The organism is bacterium (genome assembly GCA_004299235.1).
Classification (GTDB): Bacteria; Chloroflexota; Dormibacteria; order Dormibacterales; family Dormibacteraceae; genus SCQL01.
This window is the reverse complement of sequence record SCQL01000017.1, coordinates 36190-51548: the sequence shown is the minus strand read 5'-3', so window position 1 is coordinate 51548 and position 15359 is coordinate 36190. Positions and strand designations below refer to the sequence as shown.

Below are 15359 nucleotides of genomic sequence, written 5' to 3'. Positions count from 1 at the left end.
AAGTCGAGGTGAGGTGGACCCCATCGACGGAGCCCACCTCGTTGACCTGGGCCCTAGGCCGTGACGTGGAAGGCCGCGAAGTCGAAGTGCTGGACGGTGGTCGGCGCCCACGTCGAGTCATGCCCGCCGTAGAAGGTGCTGAACATCAGGCTGTCGATGTGGGTGGCGGAGTCTGTGCGGAACGTGATGCCGGTCAGGTGTGCGACCAGGACGCCGTCGTAGGTCACGTCGATGAAACCGTCAGGCATGCCGGGCGTATTCATGCGCACGTGCTCGCTGAGGATGTGCCATTGGCCATCGGCCTGGAAATACCAGCTCCCCAGCCCGAGGTCCGAGCCGTAGCCGGTTGTGGTCGCGTCGTTGAGGAGAACTTCTCCCGCGCCCCCGGCCCGCCACATGAACCGGCCCGCCCAGCCGCCCGGGCCGTTGTTGCTCCCAGTCCAGCAGGCGCCGCCGCACAGCCCAGGGAGCTTGCCGCCCTTCACCCACTGTGTGCCGACCGGAAAACGAAGCTGGTAGGTCAGCGTGGCCTCATCAACCGGGCCGGCGGCCATCGGCAGCCTCGCCTGCGCGCCTCCGGGAACCCCGGATGAGGGAGCGCTCGATCCGGCGGGGTAAGTCGTCTCCACATAGCTTCCAATCTGGTCGATGAACTGATTGGTGAATTGACGGGTGGCTGGCCCCGTGAGATCGGGAGCGAAGTACGCCACCGGGAACGATCCGCTCACGTACGGCGTCGGAGATGACGGTAGGGGGGAGGGGGTCGGTCCATAGCTTGGCGTCGGGCTGGGCTGTGGGAGGGCTGTTGGGCTGGGCTGAGGCGTGGTCGCCGGGCTGGGCTGAGGCGTGGTCGCCGGGCTGGGCTGAGGCGTGGCCGCCGGGTCGGTGCACCAGTTGTCGACGTCGCCGGCGTACTCGACGTCGTTGTCGGTCGAGGGATCCGTACACCTGTCGGACGCGAATGCCATCGGAGCGGCGATGGCTCCGGCGAGCAGTATGGGCGCCACCATGGCGACGATGGCCATGGCAAAGCGCAAGCGGATGCTTGGCATTGTCTGGGAGCCTCCTTGATCGGCAAAAGCCGAGTGATTCGAGAAGCGAGCCCTGTATTAGCTCCCAGACGTAGAGTCGAGTGCCGGGGCTACTTCCTTTGCCCGATCATAACCAATGGCCGTACCGGGCTCCCGCGCGGCGGCCGGTCTCGGGTCCTCGAAAGCGTCAGGCTCCGTACTTGATCCACAGCGTCACCCAATCGCTCGCAATCTCTTTCTGAGCTTCCGCGAGAGGCATTTCGCCATGGCACACGAGCACATGCATGCGGATGTTGAGAATCTCCTTCTCGCGGAAGCCGAGACCGTGATCCGTCCTCGGCACGGGCCAGATGTTTGACGTCACGCTGGCGCCTCCCAGTTGCAACGGGACGAGGAAGTCGAGGCCGTATTGCATGGTCAGGCGCGGCTCGATCTTGTAGGCACTGAAGACGGCCTGCTGGATCGCCGGCGGAATCACCGTGCTGAGCGTGCCTGGTGCGAACAGGGCGTGACTCTTCTTTTCGATCCGGCACACGGACAGGACGTCCTTCACGGCGACGGCACCTGGTGTCAGATCGGGTCTCGGCCGGGCGATCGGGCCGTGGGGCAATTGCCGCGGCGGAGTGTCCTTCGCGATCTTCGAAGAGTCGATCGTATCGACCGGGACATCCGGATTGGCGACCAGCCTGGTGGTCGGGAAGTACTGGGCGGATGGATCCGCGGGACGGCTCGCGATCAGGACCACCGCCACCCCCACCAACAGACCGGCGAGGACGCTCGCCTGTCGCATGCGCCTCCGATTTCGCAGGCTCTCCATCAGGCGTTCCTGCATGGGGTGTTGGAGAGGCCGGAGGCGGCGCCCGTGGCGGTGTTGTCGCACATCACGATCGTGGCCAGCGACGCGCTCTGCACGTAGATGCCGTAGCCGGGCCCGTCGACCGCCGCTTGATTGGCTCGAAAGAGGTTGCGTTCCCCCCATCCGGCGTAGACGCGGTGAACCTGGAAGCCATCCTTCAGGCTGAGGTGGCCGACGTTCCCGACGATCGTCCATCCGTTGCCCTTGACGTTCACCCACGCCGTGGCGGCGGATCTGACCATGCCTTCGCCGGACAGGTGGTTGCCCTCGATCGTGCCCCCGGTGGTGCCTTCCTTGATGTCGATGTTCTCCGCCGTCGTGTTGGAGATGTCGTTGTTTCGGACCACGTTGCGGTCGCTCGTGTCGGGGCCGCAGCCACTGTACTTGCACCAGTTGTGGTTCGCGCTGCCCACGTAGATGCCCTCGCCGAACTTGGCCACCAGGTGTCCCGTGTTGCGAATCAACACGCCTTCGATCGTGTTGTCAGTGCTGGCCGATCTGAGGTGGATGGCCTCGTCGCCCACGTCGTGGACGTACAGGCCTGAGATCAATACGTGGTGGACATGGTCCGTCACCACGCCCTTCTGGCCGCCCTGAATCGTGAAACCGATGAGCCGCCACCAGTCAACCGAGTTCAGGTGCAACGAGTACCCGAGCTTGATGTCGCCGCCGTCGATGACGGCGTCTCTCGAGCCGCACAGTGTGATCGGAGCATCCGCCGTGCCGGTCACCGTCGCCTCGAATCGGCCGGCATACGTGCCGGCGGCCAGCACGATCACAGCTCCAGGCCTGGCGGCCTTCAAGGCTTGGGTCAGTCCCGGAGCGTCCGTGACCGCCTGCCCCGCCGGACAACCGGCGAGCGGGCTCGGCGTTGGAGAGGGCACCGCCTGCGGCGATGGGCTGGGCGATGGAGACGACGAGATCGCCTGCGTCGCGACTGGCGATGGCGAGAGGCGCCTCGCCAGGAACTCTCCTGACCCGACCCCGATCGCCAGGAGGGCCAGGCCGGCAGCGGTCAGCATCAGCCATCTCCGAACCCGAGCGCTCATGTCGGTGCTTCTTTGGCGGCTTGCCGATCCTCCTCCTGGCCGGCGGCCCAGGTGCCGGTCGCGAGCAACTTCCAGAACGGGCTCTCCGAGGGCTTGGCCGGCGCCGGTGGCGATGGCGCCGAAGCCGGGCCGCCGGCCGCTTCCACACGCGCCGCATTCTTGCGGACGCGCCCTTGCGTGCGCCTTCGAGCGCTTGGCAGGCCGTTCGCATCCTTCTCTCCGTTGGCTTGTTCGGGACGGCCGGTCTGTGCCGCCGCGCCGGCCGGCACCGCGAACGGCTGCCATAGGACCACGGGCTTGGCCGCGGCGGCCGGCTCTGCGCGCCGCACCGGTTCCCGCGCCTCTTGGGTCGCCGGACGCCATGGAGCCGGTACGTAGGCCACCGCGGCCGCGACCTCCGCCGGTTGCGGCCCGCGCGCGACCTGTGCCGACGGTTGCCAGGGGACCGCGTAGGTGTATGGGCGCGCCGGCCGGCGCCGGAAGCGGATACCCAGCGAGAAGACGACCAGCACGGCAAGGATGACCAGCCACGCCGTCAGCAGTGGGTGATAGCGCCAGGAGGCGAGGAAGTTGAGTGACGACCTGTGCTGCCAGCCGCTCAGGTTGGTGTCCGTGATCATCGGAGCGTCGGCTCCGCCCCGGGTGTCGATCGGTTGGAAGCCGCGTCCGGAGATGACGTTGTCGTTGCCGACCACCCCTTGCGACAGCCCGCGCACCGAGATCCCGAACACGCTCACGCCCGTGATCCGGTTGTCAAAAATCCGGATGCCCGGCGAATTCCGAATCAGGAGTCCGATGCGGGCGTTGCTGAGTGCATTGCCGTCCACCGTCGTCCCGGTCACCGAGGGCCCGATCGAAAGCGCCACCCGGCCGCCGCAGCGGACATCGTTCCCGACCACCCAGGTCTGAGCCGCTCCAGCTCGCACCGCGATACCGGTGACAGGACCACAGACGATGTTGTCCAGGACGATGGTCCCGTTGCCGCCTTCGACCAGGATCCCCGTGCGCGCGTTGGCCTCCGCCTCGCTGTCTTCGACCACGGTTCCCATCGACGCGACCGCCTTGCCGCCGGAGGGTGACGCACCGTTGACCAGCGGCAGGCCGTTGATCAGGAATCCATTGCCCCTGTTGTTGATCGCCAGGTCGCCCTTCAGCACGTTGCTGGTCGCCCCGCGGCTCACGACAAAGCCATTGCCGGCATTGCGTGCGGAGGCGCTGCGGCTGACCAATGAGCTGACGGTCAGGCGGTGCAACCGCAGCCCGTCCAGCTCGTTGCCCTCGAACAGGTCGTCCGTGAACTCGACGCCTCTGGCGCGTGAGACGAAGGCGCCGTACGTGTTGAACATGAATCTCGACGAGATGGCGCTTCCGGTTGAAGCCCGGCTGCTGATCCCGGTCCACGCCACTCCGCCGGTGCGGCCGCTCCAGAACCCGAGGTAGGAGGCGTGCACGTACTTCATGTCCAGGCGGCCGCCCACCGCGCGGATGTACGGCCGCCCGTAGCCGCGATCTGTGGCCGGCAGATCGGTTGTCCGGTCCCAGCCCATGATGACCAGGGGCGCCTGAGCGCTCTCGCCGGTCAGAGTCAGGGTCCCGCCCCAGGTCACGAGCGAGGTGAATCCCTGGGTCGAGCTGTCCATGAGCAGCAGTGGAACCTCCGGGCTACTCAGCTTCAGGGTTGCGCCCGAGGCGACAAGGACGCTGTCGACGAGTATGAATCCCCCCTGGCTGAGCGGGATCACAGCCCCCGTGGCCTCCAGGTCGGCGATGGTGTAGTTGGCGGGCCCGGGCAGGACCAGGGTCGGTGTCCCGGCCCTCATGACACCCGACGTCACATCGAATTGCTCGCCGACCGGCACCACGGCCGGATAGGTCTGGCGGCCGATGTGATGGAGCAGGGTGCGGAGTCGAAGGTCCTCACCCGCGACCAGGCTCGCCTGGCGCGACAGGTCGACCGTCGGGGGCGACACCGGCGGATCATCCGGCTGGATGGGCGTGGCGATTGAGGAAAGGTCCACGGGCGCCAGCGGCACGCTGGGCGGGGTGGTTGAGATGGGGACAGGGGAGGTGTGCTGAGACGACTGCACCCATGGGGGCGTGGCCTGGCCGTGGACTGCAAAGGGGAGCGCGGCGACGCCGACGATGAACAGGAACGCGAGCGCGCTCGCGAGCCGGCCGCGGCGCTGCTTAGCCAAGAGTCAGCGCCCCCTGCGCCTCGCCGCCGATCAGTTCGCTGTGCCGGGTCAGCCAGCCTTGACGGTTCATCGTCACGATGGCAAAGGTCTTCACGACCAGCGCGATGAAGATCGTCGTCAGGGCGACCAATGGCAGGACGAAGATGTCGCCCGGCCGGCGGCGAAGGTGTGACAGGCCGCGGATCGCGCGGCCGCCCAACAGCCAGCTCAGGGCGATCGTGGCGACGAACTGCTGCGGGTGGAAGATCCAATGCACCAGATAGCCCAGCGCGATGCCCATGGTCAGCGGCGTGAACATGAACTGGAGCACGGTCAGTTGCGTGATGAGCGGCTGTCTCCACAGCCAGCCCTTCCAGATCGCGGTCAAATAGCAGCGGTAGGAGTTGCGGCTCCAGCGGAGTCTCTGCTTGAGGAACGGCCATGGCCGGTCGGGGAACATCGACAGGGTGCGGGCGGTCGACTGATGCACCGTCCTGTAGCCGGCGGCGAGCATCAACCAGGTCAGGCGTCCGTCATCACCTGAGACGCACAGGCGGCCCAGAAAGAACTCGTGTTCCATGTGGCCGAGGATGGGTATGACAGCGGATCGTCTGTAGGCCGCCGTGCGGCCGGAAAGGCAGGCCACCGCGCCGGCCCGCCCTTGCGATGGCACATAGTCCAGGTAGCGGATGTCGATCATCCAGTCGGCGATGCGTCGCCAGACGCTGGTCTCCGGCATGTAGACGTTCTGCCGGGTCCCGACGCCGCCGACCTGGGGGTCCGCGAAGGGTGCCTGGATCGCATCCAGAAGGCCCCGTTCCCACTGCGTGTCGGAGTCGGTGAGGATGATCACATCCGATTTCGCCGCTCGCATACCCACACCGAGGGCTGAGCGCTTGCCCTCGTGCGCGAACGGGATCACGCGCAACCGGAGATCCGCGGACGCGACCTCTCGAAGCAGGGCGATGACGTCGGTGTCCTCGGCGTCGGGGACGACGATCACCTCGGTGGGGTCCTCCGCAAGCCATGACCGCAGGCAGCGCTCCAGGATCTCGGGATCTTCGCGGTAGGCGGGCACGACCACCGAAGTGGTCGTGTGATAGCCCGCCGGCACCGGGCGGTAGAACTTCGAGAGGGTCACGCGGATCATCCACACCGACCACGAGAGGACGCCGACGATGCCGAGCGGCAGGAGGTGCCGAACCTGGTCCAATCCGCCCAGCGGTCCAGCGACGCGCGCCGCTTCGTGAGGGAAGAGGACGATGAAGGCGAGGATCAATTCCACGGGCACGAGAAACAGGAGGATCCACAGCCTCCGGCGGCGCCGCGGGGCTTGTCCGAAGTGTTCGGCCATCGGCTCGACCCATCGTATGAGCGGCCTTCCGATGTCGCATGAGGCGCACGTCCTGATTCCGCTGGGACAAACCGTGCGGCGCGCATGGGGCTGTTGACCGTCAGGTCCAGGAGCGGCCTATAGAGTCGCCGGCGGTCTGCGCATACCTTTGGTTGGAGTGGAAACCGTCGAAGGTGCCATCGAACGCCTTCTGCAGTTGCAGGCATCAGACCTGCTCCTCAGCTGTGGGAGCCCGCCGAGGATCCGTAAGGACGGCGAGCTCGAGCTCTTCGAACCTGACGCCGCCCCTCTCGTCCCGTCGGAGGTCGCGCGACTGCTGCGGGGGATCCTGCAGCCGGCCGATTGGCGGACGCTCCAAAAGCGGCGTCAGGTCGATTTCGCGTTCACGTGGCGAGACCAGGCCCGCGTCCGCGCCAACGCGTACTTCCAGCGGGACTCTTTAGCCGCGGCGTTCCGATTGCTTCCGCTGCAGATCCCCAGCTTCGAGCTGCTGGGAATGCCCGAGTCAGTCCACCGCCTGCTCGAGCGGCGGCAGGGCCTGATCCTCGTCACCGGTCCCACCGGCGCCGGCAAGTCGACCACCCAGGCCGCGATCCTGGACCATCTCAACAAGACTCGCCCGTACCACATCATCACCTTCGAGGATCCGATCGAGTACATCCACAAACACCGCCTCTCGATCATCGATCAGAGACAGGTGGGGGATGACGCGCTCTCCTTTGCCGAAGGATTGCGGGGGGTTTTTCGCGAGGACCCCGACGTCGTTTTGATCGGCGAGATGCGAGATCTCGACACCATTTCCGCCGCCCTGACGATCGCTGAGACCGGCCATCTCGTCCTCGCCACGCTGCACACCAACGACGCACCCCAGGCGATCAATCGCATCGTCGACAGCTACGTCGGCGCTCAGCAGCAGCAGGTCCGGGTCCAGCTCGCCGGTTGTCTGGCCGGTGTCATCTACCAGCAGCTGGTCAGGGTGCTGGGGGGGGGCCGCGTCGCTGCCTTTGAGATCCTGGTCGCCAACCTGGCGGTTCGCTCGATGATCAAAGAGGGCAAGATCGACCAGATCCGCAGCGTGCTCCAGACCGGCCTGCGCGACGGCTCCCAGACGCTGGAGCGGTCGTTGAACCAGTTGATTCGAGCTGGTGTCATCACCGAGCGCGACGCGCGCACCCACTCGCTCTACCCGGCCGAGATCCGCGCCTCATAGCCGGTGCAGCGTTCAGGGCGTGCCGCCGGCGGCACGCCTCCGCAGCGCCAGGGCCGTGACCACCGAGCCCCACACCGCGACGAGTACCAGTCCGGCGACGGCCCCCGGCCACAGGCCCCGCCAGGCGATGGCGGCCAGCATGCAGGCTCCGGACACGATCTCGACGACCGGCGCCCAAACGCCTATGGGAGCCCTGCACGTGGCGCAGCGCCCACCCCGGATCAGGTAGCCGATCACCGGCAACAGGTCGACGGCGTTCAGCCGGCGGCCGCAGGCGCGGCAGTGCGACCGCGGTCCCACGATCGATTCCCCCCTGGGCACCCGGTCGGCGGCCAGGTTGATGAAGCTGCCCAGGACCAGCCCCACGAGGATCAGGTAGGCGCTCAGAAACGGGGCGGCGTCCGCCACGTCAACGGTGCTTTCTTCATGAGGTGAAAGGGCGCCGCCTCGAGGCGACGCCATCCGCTCCGACCCTTACAGAGGAGTGCACCCACTGGGGCCGGATATCCCTGTGATCTTGCCGTGGGTGTCCCAGGTGTAAGCGAACTGAGTCGTGCCGTTGCGCGTGTAGTTCGGCGAGGTGGACGAGGGGTTGGCATTGAAGAGCGGAACCGGCTGGGTCATGTCTTTGGTGCCGGTCGCCGCGGGAACGGTGTCCAGGTTGTTGTTGGCCATGTAGGCGTCCAGCGCGGCCTGCACCGTCTTGTACTCGGCCCTGCAGGACTGAACGTTGGCGTTGGTCGTCAGGCCGACCAGGCTGAGGGTGACGATGGCGGCCAGGATGCCGAGGATCGTGACCACGACCAGAAGCTCGATGAGCGTGAAACCCTGCTGGCCCTTGCGTCCGCGCAGGTTCCTGCTCAACCACCCATGACGACCCGCACGCATTGGCTTCGCTCCTTCCCGCGCCGCATGACGCCGCGCGGTGCGATGGCGATTCGTATTGCGTCCGCGCTTGGAAATCTAGGAGGGGCGCACGCAAACTTGAATAGAGGGAATGGCCCACGGCGCTGGGCGCGGGTCCCTGCCGGCTGGGTACCGGGGGCGAGACGGTTCTAGTGGAGTCCCGCCCAGAGGGCGATCGTGACGGCCAGCGTCGCCGCCAGCAGCCCGAACAGATGTGAGCAGCCCCGGCGTGCCATCACCGGCCGGGATCGGCTCTCGGTGAGCAGATTGATCTCGGCGAGGGGTCGCCGGCGTTCCGTCCGCTCCGCGCGCCTCGGCTTCTCCGCGGCTGTGCTCTGGGACCTCCTCATCAGCAGCCCGAGGCACGTGAGGTAGGTGCCATACCGGATGTCAGGCACTCGGGCGGGCGCGCGCAGCGGTTCCACCGGGTGTTCCAGGAGCTGGGACAAGCCGGTCAGCACCTGTGAAGACGGCATCTGCTCGCCTGAGATCAGGATTGGCGAGCGCGGTCCGAATTCGGTGTCGCGCCGGCGGCTGTTGAACCGGATCACGGTGCGCAGCTGGGGGGCCAGTGCCGGTGCGACGTCCTCGCCGATCGGCACGGTCAGTTCGAATGAATGCCAGACCCGGGGTATGTGACCGTCGATCAAGAAGATCTCAACCGGATCCGAGGACATGTCCACCACGATGCAAGAGGGTTCCGCCACCGCCCTGGCGATGCAGGCTGACTTGAGGTCCACGGTGACTGATTCCAGCCCCGCTGCCTTGATGACGCCGGTGACGTTCTTGATCAGCGGGCGGTCCCACGCCGTCGCATAGATGACGCGACGCTCAGCGTTGCTGTGGACGTCGACCCACTTGGTGCCCATGCGCTCGGGGTCGAGGGGAAACTCCCTCGCGACCACGGAGTCGACGCCCGAATCGGTGGTCGTCGCCGGGACCATGAGGACCCTGAACGTGGCCAGGGCATCGCTGATCGCAACCATCGCCCGCCCCTCCCGGATCTCGGTTCGGGCGAGAAGTTGCCTCAGGGCACCAGCGACACCGGCGACATCGACGATCTTGCCCCCGACCACCGAAGCCGCCGGCGTGCCGCCGGAACCGCATCGCATGGGGCCGCCGAGCGCCCCGTCGACGATTCGGATCAGGCCACCGGAGAGGTCTATCGCCAGGTGGGGCACAGGTGCCGGCACGGGTCAGGGCGAATAGTACGACCAGCCCGTCACGTGGACGGTTCGCGGGCTGCCCATGACGCCGACCTGGACATGGGCCCAGAGCCGGGGGTTGGCGCCGGAGCAAGCGGGAGGCGCCGCGCTCAGGCAGGCCGTCACCGCTGCGTCTCGAGCGTCCAGCGGGATGAGGTAGGCAGTGCCAAAGCGCGTGGCGAGGTAGATGCAGATCCCCGCCGGACAGCCTCCGACCACCGGCGAGCTGCCGACCCTGGCGCCCAAATTGCCGAATCTGGCCGCCAGGATCATCACCGCCTGGCCGGCCGGTCTCTGAACCTCGTACACGTTGCCGTCGTCTGCGCCGAAGAACCAGTCTCCGGCCGAATCGGCGCCAGGCGCCGTGTTGATGGCGGTGCCGGTCGCGGGATACGTCCCGTAGGCATTGAGTCCGGTGTCGAAGACGTACAGGCCGTTGTTGCCGCCGACCCCGATCAGGTCGGCTCCGGGGCAGTGACACCAATACGGTGCGCCGGCGATGCTCGACGGCACGCTCTGGGTGGCGGCGACCGACATGCTGAAGTCGGCGTTGACCTGGACTTCGACGATCCGGCCGCCGGCGAAGGTGACCGCAAGCCGGGCCGGCACAGAGCCGCGTTCGCTTGCCATGCCGACCGCGTTGAGGCCGGGGAGGGGCAGGCTCGAAGCCAGGGTCAGGCCGGCCCCATTCTTGCCCGGTCCGTACGTGAAGTGAAGCAGCCGGCTCGAACTCCCGTCAGAGGCCACGGCATAGATCTCGTCACTGGCTGATTTCTTGCCGTTGGGCCCCGCCAACACCACTGGGCCGGCGACGATCGGCGGCCCCAAAGGCCCGTAGCTGTCCTGGAGGGCGCAATCGTTGGGTGCGTAGGCGAACAGCGTCCCGCCGGCGTCGCCGAAGAAGGCAAGGCCCGGAAAGCTGATACCGGCGGCCGGCCTGCCCACCACCCTCGCATTGGAGGCCATGGAGCATTGCGGCTGTGGAGCCGAGCCTGGGCTTTCCGCCAGCACCGCGACGCAGAACCCCTGCGGCCCACAGCCGGGGCCAGCATCCCCGTCCGAGGAATCGATGGTCGGCACCAGGTCCAGAATGCCGGGCGGGTTGTAGACGTCGAGCATCGCCGCCGGCGGCCCCGAGAGGGTGCCTTCGACCTGAATCGCCCAGCCCGGCACGGAGCGACCGAAGCTGTATTCGTAGACCGTTGCATTGCTGTCGGCGACAAGGTACTCGGGCCGGCCGTTCAGCGAGACGTAGGTCCCGTCGATGGTGAACGGACTCGAACTGGCGATCCGGATGAACTGCGGTGATCTGGAGTCGACGACCAGCGCACAGCTGAGGTACGCGGCCGCGGCGGTGCGGCCGTTCAGGCTGACGGGACTCAGCGCCGGGCATGGGCTTCCCAGCGGGGCGTTCTGGAGCTGGTCGAACGCCAGCTCGACCGCCGAGTTCACGGTCGCCTCGGTGGCGAGGCGGTTCACAAGCGTCCGCGAGATCAGGAAATTCGTGGTCAGCTCGGTCATCAGGGCTCCCGCGAGGATCGACAGGAAAGCGACGATGATGAGAACCCCGCTCAGCACGCTGCCTCGCTGTGAGCGCCGCCGGTCTCGCAACACGGCCGGCACCGCCTTCATGGGTTCACCCGCGGATAAAAACGCATGGTCTGCGACTCGCCGTAACCCTGGACGGTCACGGTCAGGTTGATGACGACGGTCTGGTTGGGCGCGGTGCCGTCCAGGTACCAGGAGAACGCGGTCACGTCGGTCGCCAGGTGGACCGGAGGGTTGCCGCCGACCTGGCGGTCGAGAAACCCGGCGCCGTCCCACCGGTAGGTCACCTGATAAGGGGAAGGAGCGGGTGGGCCCGAGTTGCTGACCTGCCAGCCGATCAGCACGATCGGCGAGGTCGTGCACGCATTCGCGCGCTGATCGCCGCAGCCGCTCAGCCCGGGAATGCCGCTGCGCGCGAAGTCGTCATAGGCGCGGTATTCGAGGTTGCGGATCTCGCTGCTGGCCTCGACCCGCCCGACGGCCGTCTGTGTCCCTCGCCACGTCGTCAAGACCACGGACGTCAGGGCGGTCATAACGACCAAACCGAGCGCCGAGGCGATGATGACCTCGACCAACGTGTAGCCGTCCTGGTTGCGCCAGGAATGCCGATGGAGCTGCCTCACCGGTTCACCTTGACCACGGAGATGCTGGAGCCCACCTGTCCCTGGCTCGGCCACGCGGCGACGGCAACCGTCCACACCTGGATGCTGGCGGACGACCCCTGGGACCAGGCGACATCCGCGCGCAGCGCAAACGTGCTGTCTGGGCATGACCCCTGGTAGCTGGCCAGCGGTTGCGGTGCGTTCGTGTTCTCGGTCGCAAAGCATTCCGAATACGGCGGCGCGGAAGGGTTGAACGGGCTGGCGCTGATCTTGTCCATCTCGTACTGCTGGACGGCGTCGACCGCCGTGTTGCGCTTGACCAGGGTCGCGTCGAGGAGCCCGGTGCTGAACGTCCCGATGACCAGGACCAGGGCCAGGCCGATGATCGTCAGGCTGACCAGCAGCTCGATGAGAGTCGTGCCCGCCTGCGCGTGCCGGCGGTCCTTGAAGAACCGACCCATCAGTGGACGGCCTTGAGCAGCCCGTACATCGGGAGGATCACGGAAACGGCGACGAAGCCGACGGCCGCCCCGACGGAGATGATCAGGGCGGGCTCGATCAGCGAGATCATGTTGCGCACCTTGTAGTCCATCTCTTCGCTGAGGAACTCGGCGATCTGTTCCAGGCTCGAGTCGAGGGTTCCGGTTTCCTCGCCGACGCGGATCATCCGGATCACCATCGGGGCGAAGAGGCCGGTCGCCTCAAGCGGCACCGAGAAACCGTCGCCGGTGACCATGCGCTGCTTGACGGCATCAAGACCCCGGCGGAAGCGGATGTTTCCGGCCGCCGCCGTGGCGACGTCGAAGGTCTGGCTGATCGGGATGCCCGCCCGAAGCATCGTCGCCAGCGTTCGTGTGAAGCGCTCGATGATGCTGTAGGTCACGATGCTGCCGATCACCGGCAGGCGAAGCAGGGCGTGGTCCCAGAAAACGTGGCCCGGGCGGCTGCTCATGAAGGCGGTGCATGAGGCGATGAGGAGAAACAAGCCGACCAGGATCTCGATGCGCCAGGTTCCGGCGAAGACCCCGACCGCCAGCGTGATACGGGTGGGAAGAGGGAGTTGGGCGTGGAACTCGTTGAAGATCTGGACGAAGTTGGGGAGGACGAAGACGACCAGGATGGTGCAGACGACCATCGCCAGCAGGAGGATGACAACCGGATAGATGAGGGCGCTTCGCAGCTTCTTGACGGCCGAGTCCTGCCTCTGGAGGTACGCCGCCACCTGGGCGAGAACGCGGTCGAGGGTACCGCTGTACTCCGCGGCGCGCACCATGTCGATGTAGAGCTGGTTGAACACGTTGGGGTGATGGGCGATCGCGGTCGACAGCGACTCCCCGGCGTCCAGGTCGTCAGCGATGTCTTCGAGCGCGGCCCGGAACGCGCCCGAGCCGGACGAGCTCTGCAGCAGCTTGAGGGCATCGGTGATCGGGACACCGACCCGGATGAAGGTTGCAAGCTGGCGCGAGAACAGGACGAGGTCGGAGGTCCGTACGCGAAAGAAGGTGGGCAGCGATCGGTACAGCCAGCGCCGGCGGCTCGTCGCCGGCCGCACTGAAACCACCCGGAAGCCGCGGTTGCTCAGGCCGCGATTGACGCTTGCGGCCGTGTCGCCGGTCGCGACTTTCTCTTCGAGGGTGCCGCGCGGGGAATATGCGCGGTATGCGAACCTGGCGATGGTCCTCTCCTCCGTCTAGATGATGTAAACGCTGCGCAGGACTTCCGACAGGGTCGTCACTCCACCGGCGACTTTCATCCAGGCGTCAGCGCGGAGCGGGACCATGCCGCCGGCGATCGCGGCCTCGAAGATCTCCTTGTGGCTTGCCTTGGCCATCACCAGACGCTTGAGCTCATCGGACATGGAGAGCACCTCGAAGACCCCGATCCGGTCGTAGTAGCCGGTGCCATTGCAACGACCGCAACCCTGACCGCGATACAGCGTGTCGCGTGCCGCAAGTCCGGCAGACGCGGCGAACTCCAGCTCCTCTCTGGTCGCCGGATAAGCGACCCTGCAGCCATCGCAGATCTTGCGCACCAGGCGCTGCGCGACGATGGCGATCACCGAGGATGCGATGAGGAAGCCCTCGATCCCCATGTCGGTGAATCGCAGCAGGGCGCCGACCGCGTCGGTGGCGTGAAGCGATGACAGCACGAGGTGGCCGGTCAGCGCGGATTGAACCGCGATCTCGGCGGTCTCCCGGTCGCGAATCTCACCCACCAGGATGATGTCGGGATCCTGGCGGAGGATGGCTCTCAGGCCGTTGGCAAAGCTGATGTCCGCCAGCTTGTTGATCTGGCTCTGATTGATGTTGTCGAACATGTACTCGACCGGGTCCTCGATGGTCATGATGTTTCGGACCTGCTGGTCGAGCTCGTGTATCGAGGCGTACAGCGTCGTGGTCTTGCCGCTGCCGGTGGGCCCGGAGACGATCATCATCCCGTAAGGCGAATGGAGCATCCGGTGGTACTCCGCGTATGCCTGCTGTGAGAAGCCGAGTTGGGGAAGCGCGATCAGGGAGCGCCCTCGGTCGAGCAACCGCATCACCAGCTTCTCGCCCCAAACCGTCTCGATGGTGGCGACTCTCACGTCGAGCTCCCTGCCGTCCACGTTGACGCTGATCTGTCCGTCCTGGGCGCGCCGGCGCTCGACGATGTTCATGCCGGCCATGATCTTGACCCTGGATGCGAGCGCCGCCCCGGTGGCGCTCGGCAGGTGGGCCATGTCCTGGAGGACTCCGTCGATCCGGAACCTGATTCGCAGGTAGTCCTTCTGGGGCTCGATGTGGATGTCCGACGCTCGGTCGCGCAGGCCCTGAGTGATCAGGAGGTTGACGATCTCGACCGCCGGTGAGGCAGACGTGACGTTGCCGAGCTCGAGCGTCATCACGCGATCGACGTCAAGTTGTGGTCGCGACTCTTCAAGCGTCCGCGCGGCCTCGTTGAGGCGTGGATGCATGCTGTGAACACGGGTGAGGTTGGCCAGGATGTCCGACCGCCCGGCGATGTAGGGGGCGACGGGATAGCCGGTGAGGAGCCGGAGATCGTTGAGCAGGAGGAGGTTGCCCGGGTCGCTCATGGCGACCGCGATATGGCCGTTGTCGCGGCGCACCGGCAGCACATGATTGCGGCGTGCGAAGTCGTGTGGCACGAGCCGGGCAAGCTCCTGGTCGACCTCACCGTTCTTGAGGTCAACGATGGGCACGTTGAGGTGATCGCTGAGGACCGCGGTCAGCCGGTCTTCGGGAATGGCGCCCTGGTTGACCAGCACGCTTCCCAAGGGTGCCGGCACCGCCCTCTGCGCATCGAGGGCGCGCGCGAGCTGCTGCTCGTCGATGAGGCCTTCCTCGAGCAGGAGCTGCCCGAGGCGCATCTCTGAAGGGGCCTTGCCGGGGCGGTCCGCGATGCCGGTGCCGGTATTCGTGGCCAC

General features: G+C 66.6%; 14 protein-coding genes. 1 reads left to right on the top strand and 13 read right to left on the bottom strand.

What is annotated here, in order from left to right:
* Positions 1-53 precede the first annotated feature (53 nt).
* From EPN29_04525 to EPN29_04505, 5 genes are all read right to left on the bottom strand, one after another.
* Positions 54-1052, bottom strand: coding sequence for a hypothetical protein (locus tag EPN29_04525; GenBank protein TAN33902.1), 999 nt, complete (start codon positions 1050-1052; stop codon positions 54-56).
* Positions 1053-1218: 166 nt separating this feature from the next.
* The gene (locus tag EPN29_04520; protein ID TAN33901.1) at positions 1219-1848 is read right to left on the bottom strand and encodes a hypothetical protein; all 630 of its coding nucleotides are present in this window, start codon (positions 1846-1848) and stop codon (positions 1219-1221) included.
* Positions 1848-2936, bottom strand: coding sequence for a hypothetical protein (locus EPN29_04515; GenBank protein ID TAN33900.1), 1089 nt, complete (start codon positions 2934-2936; stop codon positions 1848-1850). Before EPN29_04515 ends, EPN29_04520 begins: the two co-directional genes overlap by 1 nt.
* The gene (locus EPN29_04510; protein TAN33899.1) at positions 2933-5131 is read right to left on the bottom strand and encodes a hypothetical protein; all 2199 of its coding nucleotides are present in this window, start codon (positions 5129-5131) and stop codon (positions 2933-2935) included. Before EPN29_04510 ends, EPN29_04515 begins: the two co-directional genes overlap by 4 nt.
* A complete protein-coding gene (locus EPN29_04505) occupies positions 5124-6464 on the bottom strand; it encodes a glycosyltransferase (GenBank protein ID TAN33898.1) in 1341 nt (446 codons plus the stop codon). The genes EPN29_04510 and EPN29_04505 overlap by 8 nt, the downstream gene beginning before the upstream one ends.
* 157 nt (positions 6465-6621) lie before the next feature.
* Between EPN29_04505 and EPN29_04500 the strand changes: the two genes are divergently transcribed.
* On the top strand, positions 6622-7674 hold the full coding sequence (locus EPN29_04500) for a PilT/PilU family type 4a pilus ATPase (protein TAN33897.1): 1053 nt from the start codon (positions 6622-6624) through the stop codon (positions 7672-7674).
* Between the two features lie 12 nt (positions 7675-7686).
* On the opposite strand, the gene EPN29_04495 is transcribed toward EPN29_04500, so the two are convergent.
* The 8 genes from EPN29_04495 to EPN29_04460 form a co-directional block, all read right to left on the bottom strand.
* Positions 7687-8136 carry a prepilin peptidase gene (locus EPN29_04495; protein TAN33896.1) on the bottom strand — a complete coding sequence of 150 codons (450 nt, stop codon included), beginning with the start codon at positions 8134-8136 and terminating at the stop codon, positions 7687-7689.
* A 12-nt stretch (positions 8137-8148) separates the two neighbouring features.
* Complete coding sequence (locus EPN29_04490) at positions 8149-8562, bottom strand: prepilin-type N-terminal cleavage/methylation domain-containing protein (protein TAN33895.1); 414 nt, start codon at positions 8560-8562, stop codon at positions 8149-8151.
* A gap of 167 nt (positions 8563-8729) precedes the next feature.
* Positions 8730-9773 (bottom strand): hypothetical protein, encoded by a 1044-nt coding sequence (locus EPN29_04485; protein TAN33894.1) that lies wholly within the window; start codon positions 9771-9773, stop codon positions 8730-8732.
* 3 nt (positions 9774-9776) lie between these two features.
* Positions 9777-11417 carry a hypothetical protein gene (locus tag EPN29_04480; protein TAN33893.1) on the bottom strand — a complete coding sequence of 547 codons (1641 nt, stop codon included), beginning with the start codon at positions 11415-11417 and terminating at the stop codon, positions 9777-9779.
* A complete protein-coding gene (locus tag EPN29_04475; protein TAN33892.1) occupies positions 11414-12160 on the bottom strand; it encodes a type II secretion system protein in 747 nt (248 codons plus the stop codon). Before EPN29_04475 ends, EPN29_04480 begins: the two co-directional genes overlap by 4 nt.
* Positions 11953-12396 carry a type II secretion system protein gene (locus EPN29_04470; protein ID TAN33891.1) on the bottom strand — a complete coding sequence of 148 codons (444 nt, stop codon included), beginning with the start codon at positions 12394-12396 and terminating at the stop codon, positions 11953-11955. Before EPN29_04470 ends, EPN29_04475 begins: the two co-directional genes overlap by 208 nt.
* A complete protein-coding gene (locus EPN29_04465; protein TAN33890.1) occupies positions 12396-13496 on the bottom strand; it encodes a type II secretion system F family protein in 1101 nt (366 codons plus the stop codon). The genes EPN29_04470 and EPN29_04465 overlap by 1 nt, the downstream gene beginning before the upstream one ends.
* 129 nt (positions 13497-13625) lie before the next feature.
* Positions 13626-15302 carry a type II/IV secretion system protein gene (locus EPN29_04460; protein ID TAN33998.1) on the bottom strand — a complete coding sequence of 559 codons (1677 nt, stop codon included), beginning with the start codon at positions 15300-15302 and terminating at the stop codon, positions 13626-13628.
* Positions 15303-15359: the final 57 nt, after the last annotated feature.